The organism is Janthinobacterium breve, assembly GCF_051380895.1.
GTDB lineage: Bacteria > Pseudomonadota > Gammaproteobacteria > Burkholderiales > Burkholderiaceae_D > Janthinobacterium.
This window is the reverse complement of record NZ_JBNYXY010000002.1, coordinates 271371-287470: the sequence shown is the minus strand read 5'-3', so window position 1 is coordinate 287470 and position 16100 is coordinate 271371. Positions and strand designations below refer to the sequence as shown.

The following is a 16100-nucleotide window of genomic DNA, read 5'->3' as shown; positions in this document are numbered from 1 at the left end:
CGCATGAAGCGCTGCGATGGGGCATATTGCGCGCCGTTCAATCCATGATGCGAGCATCGCCGCATCGGACGATATGTATTTTCTGCATACTTACTATCATTTCCTGCATATAATCATCGCACCTTCCCGCCCTTGCGGGGCAAGGCGGCTGCTGTAAAGCTGATAATTTTTTTCAAAATTGTATACAGGTGTTGTTTTTTTGCGGAAATAGAAATGCGCGCCGCCACGCCCGCCCCCAAGCGCCGCGGATGCCGATACGATAGAGACACCAGTTTGATTTTTCCCGCCGGCGACCATGCCGGCGACCATGCAGCGAGGCACGAAAAAAACAATGACGGCACGCCTGGAATTACACGACATCAGCAAGCGCTATCCGTCCGTGGTGGCCAATGACGGCATCCACCTCAGCGTGGCGCCCGGACAGATCCACGCCGTGCTCGGCGAAAACGGCGCCGGCAAATCGACCTTGATGAAAATAATCTATGGCGCCGTGCAGCCCGATGGCGGCCGCATCCTGTGGAATGGCCGCGAAGTCGAGATCGCCAACCCGTCGGCTGCGCGTGCGCTGGGCATCGCCATGGTTTTCCAGCACTTTTCCCTGTTCGATACGCTCACCGTGACGGAAAACATCGCCCTCGGTTTGCCCGCCGGCACCAACATGACGGAACTGGCGCAGCGCATCGAGGCGACGGCGCGCCAGTACGGCCTGGACCTGGAGCCGCAGCGCCACGTGCACACCTTGTCGGTGGGCGAATGCCAGCGCGTGGAAATCGTGCGTGCCTTGCTGGCCAAGCCGCAACTGTTGATCCTCGATGAACCGACGTCCGTGCTGACGCCGGGCGCCGTGGAAAAACTGTTTGCCACCTTGCGCCAGCTGGCGGCCGAAGGCTGCAGCATCCTGTACATCAGCCACAAGCTCGATGAAATCCGCGCCCTGTGCCATACCTGCACGGTGGTGCGCGCAGGCAAGAATGCGGGCGTGTGCGACCCATCGCAAGAGTCTGCGGCCAGTCTGTCGCGCATGATGATCGGCGCCGAGCCGCCCGCTGTCACGCGCGTGGCGCGCACGCCCGGTGCCGTCATGCTGAGCGTCAAGAATTTGCAATTGCCGAAGAGCCATCCGTTCGCCACGCAATTGACGGATATTAATTTCGACGTGCGCGCGGGCGAGATCGTCGGCATCGCGGGCGTGTCCGGCAATGGCCAGCAGGAATTGCTGGCGGCCCTGTCCGGCGAGGATATGCGCGCTGCTCCCGCCAGCATCGTCCTGAACGGCACCCAGGCGGGACGCTTGCCGCCGGGGCGCCGGCGCGCCCTGGGTTTCGGCTTCGTGCCGGAGGAGCGGCTGGGGCGGGGCGCCGTGCCCGACATGGGGCTGGCCGACAACGTGTTGCTGAGCTTGCAGACACCAGCCACCATCCGCCACGGCTTCGTGCGTCATCACGTCATCGCGCAGCGGGCGGCCGCCATCATCGCCCGCTTCCAGGTGAAGGCGGGCGGGCCGCAGGCGCTGGCGCGCAGCCTGTCGGGTGGCAACTTGCAGAAATACATAGTCGGACGCGAAGTCATGCGCGAGCCCACCGTGCTGGTGGTGGCGCAGCCGACCTGGGGCGTGGACGTGGGCGCGGCTGCGCAAATCCGCGCCGAATTGCTGGCGCTGCGCGACGCGGGCTGCGCCCTGCTGGTGGTATCGGAGGAACTCGATGAATTGTTCGAGATCAGCGACCGCCTGCTGGTGATGGCGAAAGGGAAAATTTCCCCGTCCCTGGACGTAGGCGAGGCCAGCGTGACGCTCGTGGGGCAATGGATGAGCGGGCTGTGGCCGCAGGAGGTAGTCCATGGCTAAGTTTGCCTTGCGCCTGGAAGCCCGTCCCACCCCGTCGCGCCTGATGTCGTGGCTGTCGCCCGTGCTGGCCGTGCTGCTGACCGTGCTGTGCGGCGCGCTGTTGTTTCTTGCGCTGGGACACGATCCGCTGGCGGGACTGGCCGTCTTCTTCGTGGAACCCCTGCGCGACGCGCACGGCTGGTCCGAGCTGGGCATCAAGGTGGCGCCCCTGCTGTTGATCGCCGTCGGCCTGGCCATCTGCTTTCGCGCCAACATCTATAACATCGGCGCGGAAGGGCAACTGACTCTGGGCGCCATCTGCGGCGGCGCGGCCGCCCTGTATCTCGACGACGGCGTGGGGAGTACGGCCATCATCGGCGTTTCCTTGCTGGCCGGCATGGCGGGCGGCATGGCCTGGGCGGGACTGGTGGCCTGGCTGCGCGACCGCTACAACGCCAGCGAAATCCTCGTCTCGCTGATGCTGGTCTACATCGCCCAGTTGCTGCTCAGCTATCTCGTCTACGGCGTGCTGCGCGACCCGGAAGGCTTCAACTTCCCTCAATCGAAACTGCTGTCCGACGGCTTGCTGTTGCCGATGATCGTGACGGACACGCGCTTGCATGTGGGTATCATCTTCGCCCTGCTGGCCTCGCTGGGCGGCTGGCTGTACCTGTCCCGCAGCATTGCCGGATTTCGCCTGCGCGTGGGCGGCATGGCGCCCGCCGCCGCCCGTTATGCGGGCTTTTCCTCGCGCAAGACCTTGTGGTCATCGTTGCTGATCTGCGGCGCCCTGTCCGGCCTGGCGGGCGCGTGCGAAGTGCTGGGGCCGATGGGGCAGCTCACACCCACGGTCTCGCCCGGTTACGGCTTTGCCGCCATCATCGTCGCCTTCGTGGGGCGCTTGCATCCGGTGGGCGTGATTTTCTCCAGCTTCGTCATGGCCCTGTTTTATATTGGCGGCGAACTGGCGCAGTCGCGCCTGGGCTTGCCCAGCGCCATCACGGGTGTGTTCCAGGGCATCTTGCTGTTCGCCTTGCTCGCCTGCGACGTGCTGATCCAATACAAACTGCGCTGGAGGAAACATGGATAACCTGGCCTTGACGATAGCGCCCTTGATCGCCGCCAGCATCAATGCGGGCACGCCGTTGATGCTGGCCGCGCTGGGGCTGCTGGTCAATGAAAAGGCGGGCGTGGTCAACCTGGGCGCGGAAGGCATGATGCTGGTGTCGGCCATTACGGGCTTTGCCGTGGCCGTCAACACGGGCAGCCCCACCCTGGGCTTTCTGGCGGGGGCGGGGGCCAGCATGGTCTTGTCCGGCTTCTTTGCCTGGCTGACCGTGTGGCTGGGCACGAACCAGTACGCGACGGGCCTGGCCTTGTCGCTGTTCGGCGCGGGCGCGTCCACGTATATCGGCCTGAAGTATGTGGGCAACAGCTTGCACAACGGCCGCTTCGGCATCCCTTTCCTTGAAGACATTCCTGTGCTGGGACCGGCCCTGTTCCGCCAGCATGCTATGGTGTATCTGTCGCTATTGCTGTGCGTGGCCATCGCCTGGTTTCTGTACCGCACGCGGGCGGGACTGGTGCTACGGGCCGTGGGCGAGTCGCCAGCGTCCGCGCATGCGCTCGGTTACCCTGTGCGCCGCATCCGCCTGGCGGCCGTGCTGTTCGGCGGCGCCTGCTGCGGCCTGGCCGGTGCCTTCTTGTCATTGGTCTACACGCCGCTGTGGGTCGAAGGCATGGTGGCGGGACGGGGATGGATCGCGCTGGCGCTGACCACGTTTGCCACCTGGCGCCCCGCGCGCGTGGTGGGCGGTGCCTACCTGTTTGGCGGCATCACCATTTTGACGTTCCATGCGCAGGCGCTGGGCGTGCCCATTGCCTCGCAACTGCTGTCGATGCTGCCGTACGTGGCGGCCATCGTCGTGCTGGTCTTGATCTCCAGCAATGCCAATTACATCAAGCTCAACATGCCCGCTTCGCTGGGGAAAAATTTCAATCCCGGAAATTAATCACTCACCACAAGGAAAACCATGTCCAAGAAACTATTCTGCGCTGCCGTTTGCAGTGCTGTTTTGATGCCCGTCATGGCCGCCGCACCCGCCACTGCGCCGCTGAACGTCGGCTTCGTGTATATCAGCCCCATCGGCGACGCGGGCTGGACCACCCAGCACGACCAGGCGCGCAAGGAAATGGAAAAGGCGCTGGGTAACAAGATCACCACCAAGTATGTGGAAAACGTGCCGGAAAGCGCCGATGCGGAGCGCGTGATCCGCGACCTGGCGCAAACGGGCAGCAAGCTGGTCATCACGACCTCGTTCGGCTACATGAATCCCACCTTGAAAGTGGCGAAGCAATTTCCTAATGTGAAGTTCATCCACCTGACTGGCTACAAGACGGCCGTCAACGTGGCCAATACGAATGCCCGTTTCTACGAGGGCCGCTACCTGGCGGGCGTGTTGGCCGGCAAGATGAGCAAGACCCATGTGGCCGGTTATGTGGCGGCCTTTCCCATCCCGGAAGTGTTGCAGGGAGTTAACGCCTTCACGCGCGGCATGCGCAGCGTCGACCCCAAGGCGGAAGTGAAAGTGGTGTGGGTGAATAGCTGGTTCGACCCGGGCAAGGAACGCGACGCGGCCATTACCCTGATCGGCCAGGGCGCCGACGTGGTCACCCACCACACGGACTCAACCGCCGTGGTGCAGGCGGCGGAAGAGAAGGGCAAGTATGCGATCGCCTACCACTCGGACATGAAAAAGTACGGGCCGAAGGCGCAGCTGGCAGCCGTCACCCACCATTGGGGCGAGTACTACACGAAGCAGGCGCAAGCCGTGCTGGACGGTACGTGGAAGTCCAGCAGCACCTGGGGCGGCATCAAGGATGGCATGGTCAAGCTGGAGGGCATCAACGCTGCCGTGCCCGCCGATGTGAAACAGTTTGTATTGGCGCGTGAGAAAGACTTGGTGGCTGGCAAGCTCAATCCTTTCAGCGCACCGATCAAGGATAACGATGGCAAGGTGCGCCTGGAGAAAGGCGTGCTGGACGATGCGGCGCTGACGAAGATGGATTATTTTGTCGAAGGCGTGGCAGGAAAAGTTTCCGGAAAGTAATAGGAGTGGCTGTAAACATGCTGTAATATTGCCGGAAACGGGAGCCGGGCCGGGAGCGCATTCCCGGCCCATCCACACAGCAGAGCCTGAATAGGCCCGTACCGGAGATCGATCCATGGACAGACTGGAAGTATTCAAGATTATCGCACTGCAAGCGAGCAAGGGCGAGCTGACGTTCCCCGCCAACGTCAAGGCCACCTTGAAGCTGCAGGAAGCGCTGGACGACCCCGATTGCCATATCGAAGCGGCCGCCCGCATGGTCATGGCCGAGCCGCTGCTGTCGGCGCGGGTCGTGGCATTGGCCAATTCAGCCGCCTACAACCGTTCCGGCAATGAAATCGCCAATGTGCGCGCGGCCGTCTCGCGCCTGGGCTTTGCCACCTTGAAGTCGATGGTGGCGTCCGTCATCGTGCGCCAACTGGGCAGTCAAATTACCGACCCGCAACTGCGCGCCAAGTCGGCCAGGCTATGGGAGCACACGGCTCACGTGGCTGCGCTGAGCCAGGTGATTGCCAAGAAAGTCACGCATGTGGACGTGGAAACGGCCATGTTTGCCGCCATCGTGCATGAAGTGGGCGGCTTTTATCTGTTGTCGCGCGCCGAGGAGTATCCGGGTTTGCTGGACGACAATACGGAAGACTGGATCGAATACGGCGAAAAACTGATCGGCCGCGGCGTGTTGCGCCAGTTGCAAGTGCCCGACATGGTCTTGCAGGCAGTGGAAGGCATGTGGCATGGCGGCAGCCCGTTCCCGCCCCGTACCTTGGGCGCGACCCTGGTGCTGGCCAACGATCTGTCGCCTGTGGGCTCGCCCCTGCATCCGCCGGAAAGCGCCGAGCGGCGCCAGGCGGCGGCGAAGATCGATTTTGGCATCGGCGGCAGCACCCTGCACACCATTCTCGACGAATCGGCCGAAGAGATCGAATCCCTGGCGGCCGCCTTGCTGGTGTAAATTTCTCATCAATGACATCCCCGCCCTGCTTGCGGGGATTTTTTTCGTCCGCATTTTGCTGCGCTTGCCCCATGGCATACAATCGCCGGCCCGGCTATCCGCCGGACCGCTTTCCTCCTCTTACCCAAAGGATTTTATGCAGAAGCTGTTTTCTTCCCTGGCCGTCACGGCGCTCGCTTCCAGCCTGGCGCTGGCGTTTTCCGCGCACGCCGCCGCGCCTGCAGCGCACGGCTTGCCCATCGTGCAGGAAGCGCCGTTGCGCGCCCATCTGGCCTTCTTGTCGATCGATTTACTGGAAGGCCGGGGCACGGGCCAGCGCGGCGCCGACCTGACGGTGGCTTACCTGGAAACCCAGGCGCAGATGGCCGGCTTGCGCCCCGTGCGGGGAAACAGTTACCGCCAGAGCGTGCATATCGCCGGCGTGAAGTCCTTGCCACAAGACAGCAGCCTGCAGGCCGTGGTGGGCGGCAAGGCCGTGCCGCTGGCGTTCGGCCCGGACTGGGTTTGGGCCACGGGCGATTCCGTTGCCGCCCATACCTTTGATGCGCCGCTGGTATTTGTAGGCTACGGCATCACGGCGCCGGAAGAGGGCTGGAACGATTTCAAGGGCGCCGATGTCAAAGACAAGATCGTCGTCATGATGGTCAACGACCCGCAACCCACTAGTGCCGAGCCGAACCGCTTCGCTGGCAAGGCGCTGACGTATTACGGCCGCTGGACGTATAAATTCGAGGAAGCCAAGCGCCAGGGCGCCGCTGGCGTATTGCTGATCCACACGAAGCCGTCGGCATCGTATGACTGGAGCGTGGTGCAGAACAGCTGGAGCGGCAGCGAACGCTTCCAACTGGTAGACCGCACTGCCGGCACGCCGCTGCAGGGCTGGATCGCGGAAGACGCGGCGCGCCGTCTGTTTGCGGCAAGCGGGCAGGACCTGGACGCCTTGCGCGCGCAAGCGGAAAGCAAAGACTTCAAGGCCGTCGCGCTGGACGCCAGGCTGAGCGGTGAAATGAAGTCCGCCGTGCGCAAGGTGGAGCAGTTCAATATCGCCGGCATGGTGCCCGGTACCGATCTGGCATTGAAGGATGAAGCCGTCATCTACAGCGGCCACTGGGACCACCTGGGCAAGCAAGGCGAGGGGGACGAAAAAGCGGGAGATACGATCTACAACGGCGCGGTCGACAACGCTTCGGGCACGGCCGGCTTGCTGGCCATGGCGCAGGAAGCCGTCAAGAAACCGGCCAGGCGCACGCAGATTTTCCTGTGGGTAGCGGCCGAGGAACAGGGCTTGCTGGGCAGCGCCGCCTACGCGGCCGACCCGCTGTGGCCCCTGGACAAGACGGCGGCCGCGCTGAACCTGGACAGCCTGAATTTCGTGGGCGCCACGCACGACATCGGCGCGCAAGGCAGCGAGCGCACGGAACTGGGGGCCATGGCCGCCACGGTGGCGAAATCCATGGGCATGCACATTGCGCAAGCGCGTCCCGACTTGGCCGGCGGTTATTTCCGCAGCGACCATTTCAGCTTTGCCAAGGCGGGCGTGCCCGCGTTTTCCGTCAATGGCGGACGCGAGTACATCAAGGACGTGGCAGCGTCGAAAGCCAAGGCGGCCGCCTACGGTCCCCGCTATCATCAGGTGACCGATGAGTACGACGCCAGCTGGGATTTGTCCGGCATGACGCAGCAGGCGCAATTCACCCTGAACCTGGGGCAAGCCGTGGCGAATGCAGCCAGGATGCCGGCCTGGAAGGCGGGCGATGCGTTTGGCAAGGCGCGCGAGCAGGCGAAGTAAACCCGGGGTCAGACCCTCAACACCGCCAACATCAAGATTAGCGTTAACTCGCCCGGGGGGCTGACCCCAGCTTTCGCTGCTCGAATCGGTACTTGCTCCACACCAGCAGCAGCAGCAACGGCATGGCGCCACCCACGGCGCACAGGGCCGGCCAGCCGCCGGCGGCAAAGCTGGCGCTGGCCAGCGCCGAGCCTGCCGAGGCGCCGATGAAGCCGCCCGCGATGAACACGGTGGTCACGCGCGCCCGCGCATGCGGCGCCAGCTTGTAGATGATGGACTGGTGCGTCACTTGCAAGCCCATCACGCCCATGTCCAGCAGGACGATACCGATCAATAACAGCACCAGCGAGTGGGCGCCAAAGCCGATCAATGCCCAGCCCGCGATCGAGGCGACGGCCAGCAGCCAGGTGGCCTGGCGCGCATAGCCGCGGTCGGCCATGCGGCCCGCCGTGTTGGCGGCAAAGGCGCCGGTGGCACCGGCCAGGCCGAACAGGCCGATCTGCATTTCCGAGTAGTGGTAGGGTGCGCCGCTGAGCAAGAAGGTCAGGCCCGTCCAGAACACGCTGAAGGTGCCCAGGCCCAGGCCCGAGAACAGGGCGCGCTGGCGCAGCAAGGGTTCCTGGCGGATGATGTCGGCCAGCGACGCCATCAGCTTGCCGTACTGTAGTTGGCCACGCGGCGCTTCGTTCGGCAGGATGCGGCGCAGCATGACGAGCAGGGCGGCCACGACGATGGCCGCCAGCACGTAGACGGTGCGCCAGCCGCCGCTGATCTGCGACACCGTGCCGGACACGGTACGCGCCAGCAGAATGCCCAACAACAAGCCCGTCATGACGGTGCCCACCATGCGGCCCCGGCTGTGATCCGGTGCATACGAAGCCACCATGGCCGTGACCACCATCAATGCGCTGGCCGTGATCCCCATCAAGACGCTGGCGATGGCGAAGACGATAATATTCTGGCTGGTGGCGGCCAGCAGCAGGGCGCCTATCTTGGCGATCAGCATCCACGTCAGCAACTGGCGGCGGTTCAGCACGTCGCTGAGGGGAACCAGAAACACGATGCCCAGCACATAGCCGATCTGCGTGGCCGTGACCAGGTAGCCCGCTTGCGGCACGCTCACGCCAAACGAGGCGGCCAGCATGGAAGTGAGCGGCTGCACGTAGTACAGGCTGGCGACGAGCACGCCGGCGGACAGGGCAAATAGCAGGATGCGGGTGGAGCTCAGCAGGGCGCTGGCATCGACGGAAGATGGTGCAGATTTCATGCGATACAACTTTCTTGGAATGACGCTTTTGGATCAGCATGATAGCGGGGCTGCGCATTTCTTGCCGGGCGCGGCCGATTTTGCGGTTGGGTGGCAGGTAAAAAAGCCAGGCAAAAAAATCCCGGTGATCGGTGCCGACGGCCGGGAAAAGGGTATAGGGGGATATACCGAGGGAGGAAAACAAAACGTGTTCTAAACTTACTGCGCGTCGTTAGTCGCGGCCTGCGATGCTCACTGCCTCGGCGGCCCCGTGCATCCGCACAGTTCCGCGCCTCGTCCACAACTCACTTCCGCTCGTGACAGTTTAGAAAGCGTTTTTATGAATGCTGCGCCAGCTCCGCATGCACCTGCGCCGTGATTTCATACGAGCGCAGCCGGTGCTGGTGGTCGAAGATCTGCGAGGTAATCATCAGCTCGTCGGCACCTGTTTCGGCAATAAAGGCGGCCATCTTCGCCTTCACCGTGTCCGGCGCGCCGATGGCCGTGCAGGACAGGACGGAATCGAGCATGGCGCGTTCCTGCCGGCCCAGCTGTTCCAGATAGCCGGGCACGGGCGGCTGCAAGCGCGACGGGCGGCCCGTGCGCAGGTTGACGAAGGCTTGCTGCATCGAGGTGGCGCGCAGGTGCGCCTCCGCATCCGTGTCGGCGGCGAACACGTTAAAGCCCAGCATTACGTAAGGCTTGGCCAACTGCTTCGATGGCTTGAAATGTTCGCGGTAGTAGGCCACGGCTTGCATCATCATTTGCGGCGCAAAGTGCGAAGCGAACGCATATGGCAAGCCCAGGTGGGCGGCCAGCTGGGCGCCGAACAGGCTCGAACCGAGTATCCACACGGGCACTTTCGCGCCCTTGCCGGGCACGGCCAGCACGCGCTGGCGCGGCTCGTCGGACATATAGTCGATCAATTCCAGCACGTCTTGCGGAAACTGCTCGGCGTCGGACTGCAAGTCGCGGCGCAGGGCGCGCGCCGTCGTCTGGTCGGAGCCGGGCGCGCGGCCCAGGCCCAGGTCGATGCGGCCCGGGTGCAGCGCTTCCAGCGTGCCGAACTGTTCCGCGATGACCAGCGGCGAGTGGTTCGGCAGCATGACGCCGCCCGCACCCACGCGGATGGTTGTCGTGCCGGCCGCCACATGGGCGATGACGACGGCCGTGGCGGCGCTGGCGATGCCGGGCATGCCGTGGTGTTCGGCCAGCCAGTAGCGGTTGTAGCCCCAGCGTTCGCCGTGCTGCGCCAGGTCCAGCGTATTTTTGAACGACTGGCTGGCGTTGCTGCCTTCGGCGATGGGCGCGAGGTCGAGTATGGAAAATGGAATCATGGTAGCGATATCGGGACGTGGTGGAAAATCACAATGGACGATTTGTCTATCCCCTGACGACAATAGGGTCGGCCTTGGAAGCGGCAGGGATGACAGGCTGTGCACATGATAATGCGAATCGGGAATTTGCGTACTGATCGGTAAAAAACTCGTATCGATTGGAAATCGTCCCTGGCAATGCTAGAGTGAGCCTCCTCACTTTATGCATCCCGCCATGTTCAAGACACCCCTCCTGCTGACCCTGCTTGGCCTGCTGCTGCAGCCCTCCGTTCACGCCGCGCCCGTCAGCCTGCAGGCGCAGGACACGGCCCGCTACGCGCTGGCCACCTATCCCGAAGCGCTGATCGCCAGCCTGGCAACGATGGTCAGTTTCAACACGGTGGCCGACCCGTCCGTGCCGTTTGCCGACAATCCCCAGCACATGGGTTTCAAGCGCTACCTGGCGCAAGAGGCGCAGCGCCTGGGTTTCGATTTCCACGATCATGGCCACGTGCTGATCATCGGTATGGGCAGCGGCAGCGAAAGGGTGGGCGTGATCACGCATGGCGACGTGCAGCCCGTGAACCCTGCCAAATGGGCCCGTTCGCCGTTCGAGCTGGACCGCAGCAGCGAGCCTGGAAAACTGCTGGGACGGGGCACGGAAGACGACAAGGGGCCTATCGCCACGGCCCTGTATGCGATGAAAGCCATCCAGGATAAACAGGTGCCGCTAAGCAAGCGCATCGAACTGTACGTCTACATGGCCGAGGAGTCCGACTGGGAACCGTTGAAACAGTTCCTCAAGACCCATACGCCGCCCCAGGTCAACATCACCATCGATGCGGAATACCCGGTGGTGACGGCCGAGAAAGGCTATGGCTCCATCAAGCTGACCTTACCGCCACGCATGGCTTTGCCGGTTGCGGGCGGCCCCGTACTGACGCAGCTGACGGGCGGCTTTTTCGGCAGCCAGATTCCGGAAGACGCCAGTGCCGTCATCGAGCACGCACCGGCGGCGCTGGAAGCGGCCATCCGCGCCCGCGCGCAGGGCCAGCAGGGCATGCGCTACAGCTATGCGCGCGATGGCGACACCTTGACGGTGACGGCGCTGGGCGTGTCGGCCCACTCGTCGAAGCCGGAAGACGGCGTCAACGCCATCAGCATGCTGGCCGACGCCCTGGCCGTACAGCGGTGGCAGGGCACGCAGGCGGCCGACATGCTGTCGTTCCTGAATGAACTGGTGGGCACGGGCATCTACGGCGAACGCTTCGGCCAGATCGCCTACCGCGACGGTTTCATGGGACCGATGACGGTGGCGCCTACCGTGCTCAAGCAACAAGGCGGCGCGTTGGAGCTGAACATCAATGTGCGCCGTCCGCAAGGCAAGACGGCGGCCGTGTTGCAGCAGCAGGTGACGGCCGCCTTCTATGGCTGGAAGGCGCGGCGCCAGGTACCGGCAGCGCTGCAAGTGCAGATCGGCGAGCCGTGGCTGCAGACGGACGCGCCGCAGATTCCCACCTTGCTGTCCGTCTTCGAGCACTACACGGGCATGGTAAATCCGCAACCGGTCGCCATCGGCGGCGGTACCAATTCGCGCCTGTTCCCGAATGCCGTCAGCTTTGGCCCGGCCATGCCGCACACGGTGTACACGGGGCATTCCGAACACGAGTTCATCACGGAAAAACAGCTGCTGCTGAACTTGCAGATGTACACGGCCGTGCTGATCGAGCTGGCGAAATAGCCGCTTGCAAAAATAGAGGGAAGTCATAGACTGCAAGCCTGAGACGAATCCGGGCGCCGAACTTTTTATGCGCATGCGGGTCTGACGTTTCCATGTAGGAAGGGAGCAGCTATGCATGAGCAACAGGAGGCCCGGCTGGCGCCAGGCAGTGCAGGCGGGGTGGTACCGCGCCTGAACCCGGACGAGGGGCGGTCATGAACTGGCCGCTGGAACTGGAAGTGGCGCACAAGCTGGCGCAGATGCGGGGCTGGCTGGAGCAGGAACGTGCCGGTGCCGTGCGCTTGCGTGGCGTGGACTGGTTTGCGTGGGCCACGGCGGGCGCGTCGAACAGCCATAGCCATACGGCCGAGTGCGGCTGCGCGGAAGTGCTGGTGACGCGCGATGCCGCCTACATCCTGACGGACGAAGCCGAAGCCATGCGCATGCGCGAGGAAGAAGTGCGCGGGCCATGGACGTGGCAAGTGTCGCCCTGGATGCAGCCGCAGCTGTATGAGTTGCGCGAGCATTTCGTGCAGCATGCGGCCGGTGGTGCGCCGGTCTTGTCCGACCGGCCAGGCTTGCACGAACGCAGCTTGCCCGTGGCCCTGCGCGAAGAGCGGCTGGTGCTGCTGGAATCGGAGCAGCAGCGCTATCGCCAGGTAGGGCAGCTGGCTGCCGGCGCGGCCGCGGATGCGCTGCGCCAGGCCCGCCCCGGCTGGAGCGAGCAGGAACTGGCTGCCGCGTGCGTGCGCGCGCTGTGGCTGCGGGGCTTGCAGGCCGTGCATGTGCTGGTCAGCGGCGAGGAGCGCCAACAGCGGTATCGGCGCGCGCCGCCGGCCCAGACGGAGCTGGGCACGCAAGCCGTGCTGGCCTTGTGCGCGCGGCGTTTCGGCCTGTGCGCCAGCCTCAGTCGTCAACGGCGCTTCGGCCCGGCGCAGCGTCGCGCCGATGGCACGGCGGTGGCCATGGACGATGCCGATGCCGCCATGCTGGCGCTGGAAGCGGTGGCGCTCGACGCTTGCGAAACGGGCCATGCGCTGAGCATGGTGTATCACGCGCTCGACAGCGCCTACGCGTATGCCGGCCAGCCCGACACGGTACGCACCAGCCGGCAGGGTGGCATCCATGGCTACCTTGCGCCCGAAGTGGCCGCCGGCGCACACACGGAAATCATCCTCAAGCGTGGCATGGCGCTGGCCTTCCACCCCTGCTTGCCCGGCAGCACGGTGGAAGATACGTTTTTGCTCGACGGCAGCCAATTGCACAACCTGACGCACGACCCGGCCTGGCCCTCGGCCGTGGTGCAGGGGCGCAGCCGGCCGTTGACCCTGGCCTTGGCCTGATGCGGCCATGTGCGAAAAACATTGGCAAGCATCGGCAAGCCCTGGCACCTATCAATAGCGCTGCATCACGCCTTTTTGCACGCTGACCCGGTCGCCGATCTGGAAGACGGGCTGAGTATTTTGCATGAGGGTGCGCGTCGTGCCATCGTCCAGGCGCAAGGTGACGCGGTACAGCATATTGCCCGCCGCCCCCGAGGTGCTGCCGCTTGTGCCTGATGTGCCCGCCTGCGTGTCGGCACTGCCTTGATCCATGCCGCGCGGCACGGTGACTATCGACTGCACCGTGGCTGAGCTGATGTTCATGCTGGACTGGCTCATGTCACTGCGCATGTCACTGTTCACGTTGCTGCTCATGGCCCTGCCGGTATCGGTGGCGGTGCTGGCCGTGCTGCTGGCCGGCGCGGCATAGCTTTCGCCACTATTGCTGCTCGCCAGGTCGGTATTGTCCGTGGAATGGCAGGCCACCAGCAAGGTACAGGCCAAGCCGGCCAGCAGCAGGGTTTTTTTCGATCTCATCTTGGTCTCCTCATGGTCGAACACTCAGGATCGGCACCCGCGGTGATGCGGATAGCAGCGATTGCTGCATGTAAGAGCACGCTGGCACCCGGATGTTCGGCAGCCGTCACTACCGATTGCGCTAGATCAAGCGGCTCATTGCCGTGCTTGGTATAAACGATGCTGGCAATCACCATTTGTGCATCCGCACGTTTCCTCACTGTTGAATAGGGAGAAAAAATGTCATCTGGTCCTACCGCAAAACTGATCGATGAGTTGGTGCTGGCCGTCGTCGGCACTACGCGCGATGCCCGTGCGCGCCATGTACTGAGCCAGGCCTTGCATGGCCTGGTCCGGCTGGCGCGCTCGGAACAGTTGCTGGACATGCAGCGCGATGCGGCACGCGCATTGGGCGCCGACAGCCGGCGCGAGGCGCGCGCCCTGATGCGCCGCCTGGGCGCGCGCAGCCAGGGGCAGTTGCAGCTGGCATTGCTGGATAGCGAAGCGGACCGCGCCTGACGGGCGGTCATGCCCCGTTCAGGCGTTGGGCTGCGGCGTACCCTTGCCGAGGGCAGCGGAGACCATTTTCGGCCAGAGGAAATACAGCGGCAGGCAGACCGCTGCTGCGGCCGTGATATCGACCACCCAGTCGCTGACGGCACCATGGCGGTAAGGCAGGAAACTCTGGATGAATTCGTCCAGCGCGCCCATGGCCGCCACCATCAGCACCGACAGCAGCGCCCGGCGCGCCATGCCGCCGCTCGTGCCGCTGAACAGGATCAGGGCCAGTACGCCATAGCCGAAGGAGTGCAGCACGCCGCCCGAGGCATATTGGCCCACGTCCGCGCGCACGCCGGGTATGTCGCCGACCAGGATCACCAGGACATACAACAGCAGTGCCGTACGGTAGCGCAGGCGTTCGTGGCGGTCGGCAAAACAGAGTTCGAGCAAGGGTGCAGGCATGATGCGTCAGGACAGATGGAAAGGCAGTCACAATATCATGTGCAGGGCGGGCCGCCGTGTTTTTGCGCAAGAGCCTGCCGTACAGGCAAAAAAAAGGCCCGCAGGGACGCGGGCCAAAAACCCAAATGAAATGGGTCAAGAGTTGAGAGTTGCTCGGTACTTGCCATGTCGCCCGCCTTGCCGGCGCGCGCCACAGTCATGAAAGGGGAGTGGTGTGCCATCGCAGCACACCTGTCTGTAGTCAGGCATATCGGTTGCCTGTACAGCAGATGAAGCAAGTATAGGGGGCGAACATGACCGGCCGATGACACGCCGCAACATTTTTTTGCAGCAGGCAGAATGACCGGGAAAATTGTGGGATATGGCAAGAATGGCCATGTTTCAGGAGTGACGGCAAAAAAAAAGCCCGCTGGTGAAAGCGGGCTTAAAACTATTTTCTTGGAGGAGAATAGTGGAGACAGGTGCATTATGCTGCGTCGCACGATATGTGTCTAATGATCTTTTTAGATATGCATTATTCTTTTTTGATATAACTCTGCTGTTTCACTCTCACTCCTTCACGGCCACCGTGTAGTTGAGCGCCATGCGTCCGCCATCGACATAGATGGTCTGGCCCGTCATGTAGCTGGCGTCGTCGCTGGCCAGGAAGGCGGCGATGCCGGCCACTTCTTCCGGTTCGCCGCAGCGGCCCAGAGGCGTGCGCGACAGGATCGTGTGGCGCGCCTGCGGGCTCGACAATACTGCCTGCTTGGCCAGTTCCGTCAGGATGGTGCCCGGCCCGATGCCGTTCACGCGCACACCGTGCGAGGCCAGATTCAAGGCCATGACCTTGGTCAGTTGGTTGATGGCGCCTTTCGACACCACATACGGCACCTGGTTCGGAATCGCCAGCTCCGCATTCACGCTGGACATATTGATGATGCAGCCGCTGTTGCGCTTGACCATCTCGCGCGCCACGGCCTGGCCGCACAGGAACATCGATTTCAGGTTGATGCGCATGACGCGGTCGAAATCATCTTCGCAGACGTCGAGGAAATCGGCCGCGTGCGTGACGCCCGCATTGTTGACGAGGATATCGATGTGGCCGAACTGCGCCAGCGTTTCCTTCAGCATGGCGTCCACGTCCGCCTTCTGGCTGACGTCGGCGCAAAAGAAGCGCGCTTGCGGGCCGAGGGAGGCAGCCGCCTGCGCGCCTTCTTCCTTGATGTCGACCAGCATCACTTGCGCCCCTTCGGCGATCAGGCGCGTGGCGCAGGCCAGGCCGATGCCTTGCGTGGCGCCCGTGACGATGGCGGTTTGATTGATCAGTTTCATATGTGCTCCTCGGCGGTAATAGGGGCC

Annotated in this window: 16 protein-coding genes; 10 read left to right on the top strand and 6 right to left on the bottom strand. The window is 63.5% G+C overall.

Translation table 11 applies throughout. The features are described from left to right. Nucleotides 1-96 precede the first annotated feature (96 nt). Nucleotides 97-309: a hypothetical protein gene (locus ACQ4W0_RS04170; protein ID WP_436575622.1), complete on the bottom strand. Its 213-nt coding sequence runs from the start codon at nt 307-309 to the stop codon at nt 97-99. A 22-nt stretch (nt 310-331) separates the two neighbouring features. Between ACQ4W0_RS04170 and ACQ4W0_RS04165 the strand changes: the two genes are divergently transcribed. The 6 genes from ACQ4W0_RS04165 (at nt 332) to ACQ4W0_RS04140 (ending at nt 7676) form a co-directional block, all read left to right on the top strand. Beyond that, nucleotides 332-1846 carry an ABC transporter ATP-binding protein gene (locus ACQ4W0_RS04165; protein ID WP_436575621.1) on the top strand — a complete coding sequence of 505 codons (1515 nt, stop codon included), beginning with the start codon at nt 332-334 and terminating at the stop codon, nt 1844-1846. Further along, nucleotides 1839-2915, top strand: coding sequence for an ABC transporter permease (locus tag ACQ4W0_RS04160; protein ID WP_436518633.1), 1077 nt, complete (start codon nt 1839-1841; stop codon nt 2913-2915). The genes ACQ4W0_RS04165 and ACQ4W0_RS04160 overlap by 8 nt, the downstream gene beginning before the upstream one ends. Then, a complete protein-coding gene (locus ACQ4W0_RS04155) occupies nt 2908-3837 on the top strand; it encodes an ABC transporter permease (protein WP_426072596.1) in 930 nt (309 codons plus the stop codon). The genes ACQ4W0_RS04160 and ACQ4W0_RS04155 overlap by 8 nt, the downstream gene beginning before the upstream one ends. Before the next feature lie 21 nt (nt 3838-3858). Beyond that, nucleotides 3859-4935 (top strand): BMP family ABC transporter substrate-binding protein, encoded by a 1077-nt coding sequence (locus ACQ4W0_RS04150; RefSeq protein WP_436575620.1) that lies wholly within the window; start codon nt 3859-3861, stop codon nt 4933-4935. 115 nt (nt 4936-5050) lie between these two features. Next, nucleotides 5051-5887, top strand: a complete 837-nt coding sequence (locus ACQ4W0_RS04145; RefSeq protein ID WP_436575619.1) for an HDOD domain-containing protein — start codon at nt 5051-5053, stop codon at nt 5885-5887. A 136-nt stretch (nt 5888-6023) separates the two neighbouring features. Next, nucleotides 6024-7676: a M28 family peptidase gene (locus ACQ4W0_RS04140; protein ID WP_436575618.1), complete on the top strand. Its 1653-nt coding sequence runs from the start codon at nt 6024-6026 to the stop codon at nt 7674-7676. A 43-nt stretch (nt 7677-7719) separates the two neighbouring features. Here the strand turns inward: ACQ4W0_RS04140 and ACQ4W0_RS04135 are convergent, their stop codons facing one another. Continuing rightward, nucleotides 7720-8943 (bottom strand): MFS transporter, encoded by a 1224-nt coding sequence (locus ACQ4W0_RS04135; RefSeq protein ID WP_436575617.1) that lies wholly within the window; start codon nt 8941-8943, stop codon nt 7720-7722. Between ACQ4W0_RS04135 and ACQ4W0_RS04130 the strand changes: the two genes are divergently transcribed. Next, nucleotides 8942-9139: a hypothetical protein gene (locus ACQ4W0_RS04130; protein WP_436575616.1), complete on the top strand. Its 198-nt coding sequence runs from the start codon at nt 8942-8944 to the stop codon at nt 9137-9139. The genes ACQ4W0_RS04135 and ACQ4W0_RS04130 overlap by 2 nt on opposite strands. A gap of 121 nt (nt 9140-9260) precedes the next feature. On the opposite strand, the gene ACQ4W0_RS04125 is transcribed toward ACQ4W0_RS04130, so the two are convergent. Continuing rightward, nucleotides 9261-10259, bottom strand: a complete 999-nt coding sequence (locus tag ACQ4W0_RS04125; protein WP_436575615.1) for an LLM class flavin-dependent oxidoreductase — start codon at nt 10257-10259, stop codon at nt 9261-9263. A gap of 214 nt (nt 10260-10473) precedes the next feature. On the opposite strand from ACQ4W0_RS04125, the gene ACQ4W0_RS04120 reads away from it, so the two are divergent. Continuing rightward, complete coding sequence (locus tag ACQ4W0_RS04120; RefSeq protein ID WP_436575614.1) at nt 10474-11979, top strand: dipeptidase; 1506 nt, start codon at nt 10474-10476, stop codon at nt 11977-11979. A gap of 194 nt (nt 11980-12173) precedes the next feature. After that, a complete protein-coding gene (locus ACQ4W0_RS04115; protein WP_436575613.1) occupies nt 12174-13301 on the top strand; it encodes a M24 family metallopeptidase in 1128 nt (375 codons plus the stop codon). Nucleotides 13302-13352: 51 nt separating this feature from the next. On the opposite strand, the gene ACQ4W0_RS04110 is transcribed toward ACQ4W0_RS04115, so the two are convergent. Continuing rightward, nucleotides 13353-13817 (bottom strand): hypothetical protein, encoded by a 465-nt coding sequence (locus tag ACQ4W0_RS04110; protein ID WP_436575612.1) that lies wholly within the window; start codon nt 13815-13817, stop codon nt 13353-13355. A gap of 219 nt (nt 13818-14036) precedes the next feature. On the opposite strand from ACQ4W0_RS04110, the gene ACQ4W0_RS04105 reads away from it, so the two are divergent. Next, on the top strand, nt 14037-14315 hold the full coding sequence (locus ACQ4W0_RS04105) for a hypothetical protein (protein ID WP_436575611.1): 279 nt from the start codon (nt 14037-14039) through the stop codon (nt 14313-14315). A gap of 18 nt (nt 14316-14333) precedes the next feature. On the opposite strand, the gene ACQ4W0_RS04100 is transcribed toward ACQ4W0_RS04105, so the two are convergent. Together ACQ4W0_RS04100 and ACQ4W0_RS04095 are read right to left on the bottom strand one after the other, a co-directional pair. Beyond that, complete coding sequence (locus tag ACQ4W0_RS04100) at nt 14334-14759, bottom strand: VanZ family protein (RefSeq protein ID WP_436575610.1); 426 nt, start codon at nt 14757-14759, stop codon at nt 14334-14336. A gap of 549 nt (nt 14760-15308) precedes the next feature. Then, nucleotides 15309-16073 (bottom strand): SDR family NAD(P)-dependent oxidoreductase, encoded by a 765-nt coding sequence (locus tag ACQ4W0_RS04095; RefSeq protein WP_436575609.1) that lies wholly within the window; start codon nt 16071-16073, stop codon nt 15309-15311. Nucleotides 16074-16100: the final 27 nt, after the last annotated feature.

Excerpts from the sequence above, each read along its gene's own strand:
- ACQ4W0_RS04170 (WP_436575622.1), bottom strand. The coding sequence starts at position 309 with ATGGTCGCCGGCATGGTCGCCGGCGGGAAAAATCAAACTGGTGTCTCT.
- ACQ4W0_RS04165 (WP_436575621.1), top strand. The coding sequence starts at position 332 with ATGACGGCACGCCTGGAATTACACGACATCAGCAAGCGCTATCCGTCC.
- ACQ4W0_RS04160 (WP_436518633.1), top strand. The coding sequence starts at position 1,839 with ATGGCTAAGTTTGCCTTGCGCCTGGAAGCCCGTCCCACCCCGTCGCGC.
- ACQ4W0_RS04155 (WP_426072596.1), top strand. The coding sequence starts at position 2,908 with ATGGATAACCTGGCCTTGACGATAGCGCCCTTGATCGCCGCCAGCATC.
- ACQ4W0_RS04150 (WP_436575620.1), top strand. The coding sequence starts at position 3,859 with ATGTCCAAGAAACTATTCTGCGCTGCCGTTTGCAGTGCTGTTTTGATG.
- ACQ4W0_RS04145 (WP_436575619.1), top strand. The coding sequence starts at position 5,051 with ATGGACAGACTGGAAGTATTCAAGATTATCGCACTGCAAGCGAGCAAG.
- ACQ4W0_RS04140 (WP_436575618.1), top strand. The coding sequence starts at position 6,024 with ATGCAGAAGCTGTTTTCTTCCCTGGCCGTCACGGCGCTCGCTTCCAGC.
- ACQ4W0_RS04130 (WP_436575616.1), top strand. The coding sequence starts at position 8,942 with ATGCGATACAACTTTCTTGGAATGACGCTTTTGGATCAGCATGATAGC.
- ACQ4W0_RS04135 (WP_436575617.1), bottom strand. The coding sequence starts at position 8,943 with ATGAAATCTGCACCATCTTCCGTCGATGCCAGCGCCCTGCTGAGCTCC.
- ACQ4W0_RS04125 (WP_436575615.1), bottom strand. The coding sequence starts at position 10,259 with ATGATTCCATTTTCCATACTCGACCTCGCGCCCATCGCCGAAGGCAGC.
- ACQ4W0_RS04120 (WP_436575614.1), top strand. The coding sequence starts at position 10,474 with ATGTTCAAGACACCCCTCCTGCTGACCCTGCTTGGCCTGCTGCTGCAG.
- ACQ4W0_RS04115 (WP_436575613.1), top strand. The coding sequence starts at position 12,174 with ATGAACTGGCCGCTGGAACTGGAAGTGGCGCACAAGCTGGCGCAGATG.
- ACQ4W0_RS04110 (WP_436575612.1), bottom strand. The coding sequence starts at position 13,817 with ATGAGATCGAAAAAAACCCTGCTGCTGGCCGGCTTGGCCTGTACCTTG.
- ACQ4W0_RS04105 (WP_436575611.1), top strand. The coding sequence starts at position 14,037 with ATGTCATCTGGTCCTACCGCAAAACTGATCGATGAGTTGGTGCTGGCC.
- ACQ4W0_RS04100 (WP_436575610.1), bottom strand. The coding sequence starts at position 14,759 with ATGCCTGCACCCTTGCTCGAACTCTGTTTTGCCGACCGCCACGAACGC.
- ACQ4W0_RS04095 (WP_436575609.1), bottom strand. The coding sequence starts at position 16,073 with ATGAAACTGATCAATCAAACCGCCATCGTCACGGGCGCCACGCAAGGC.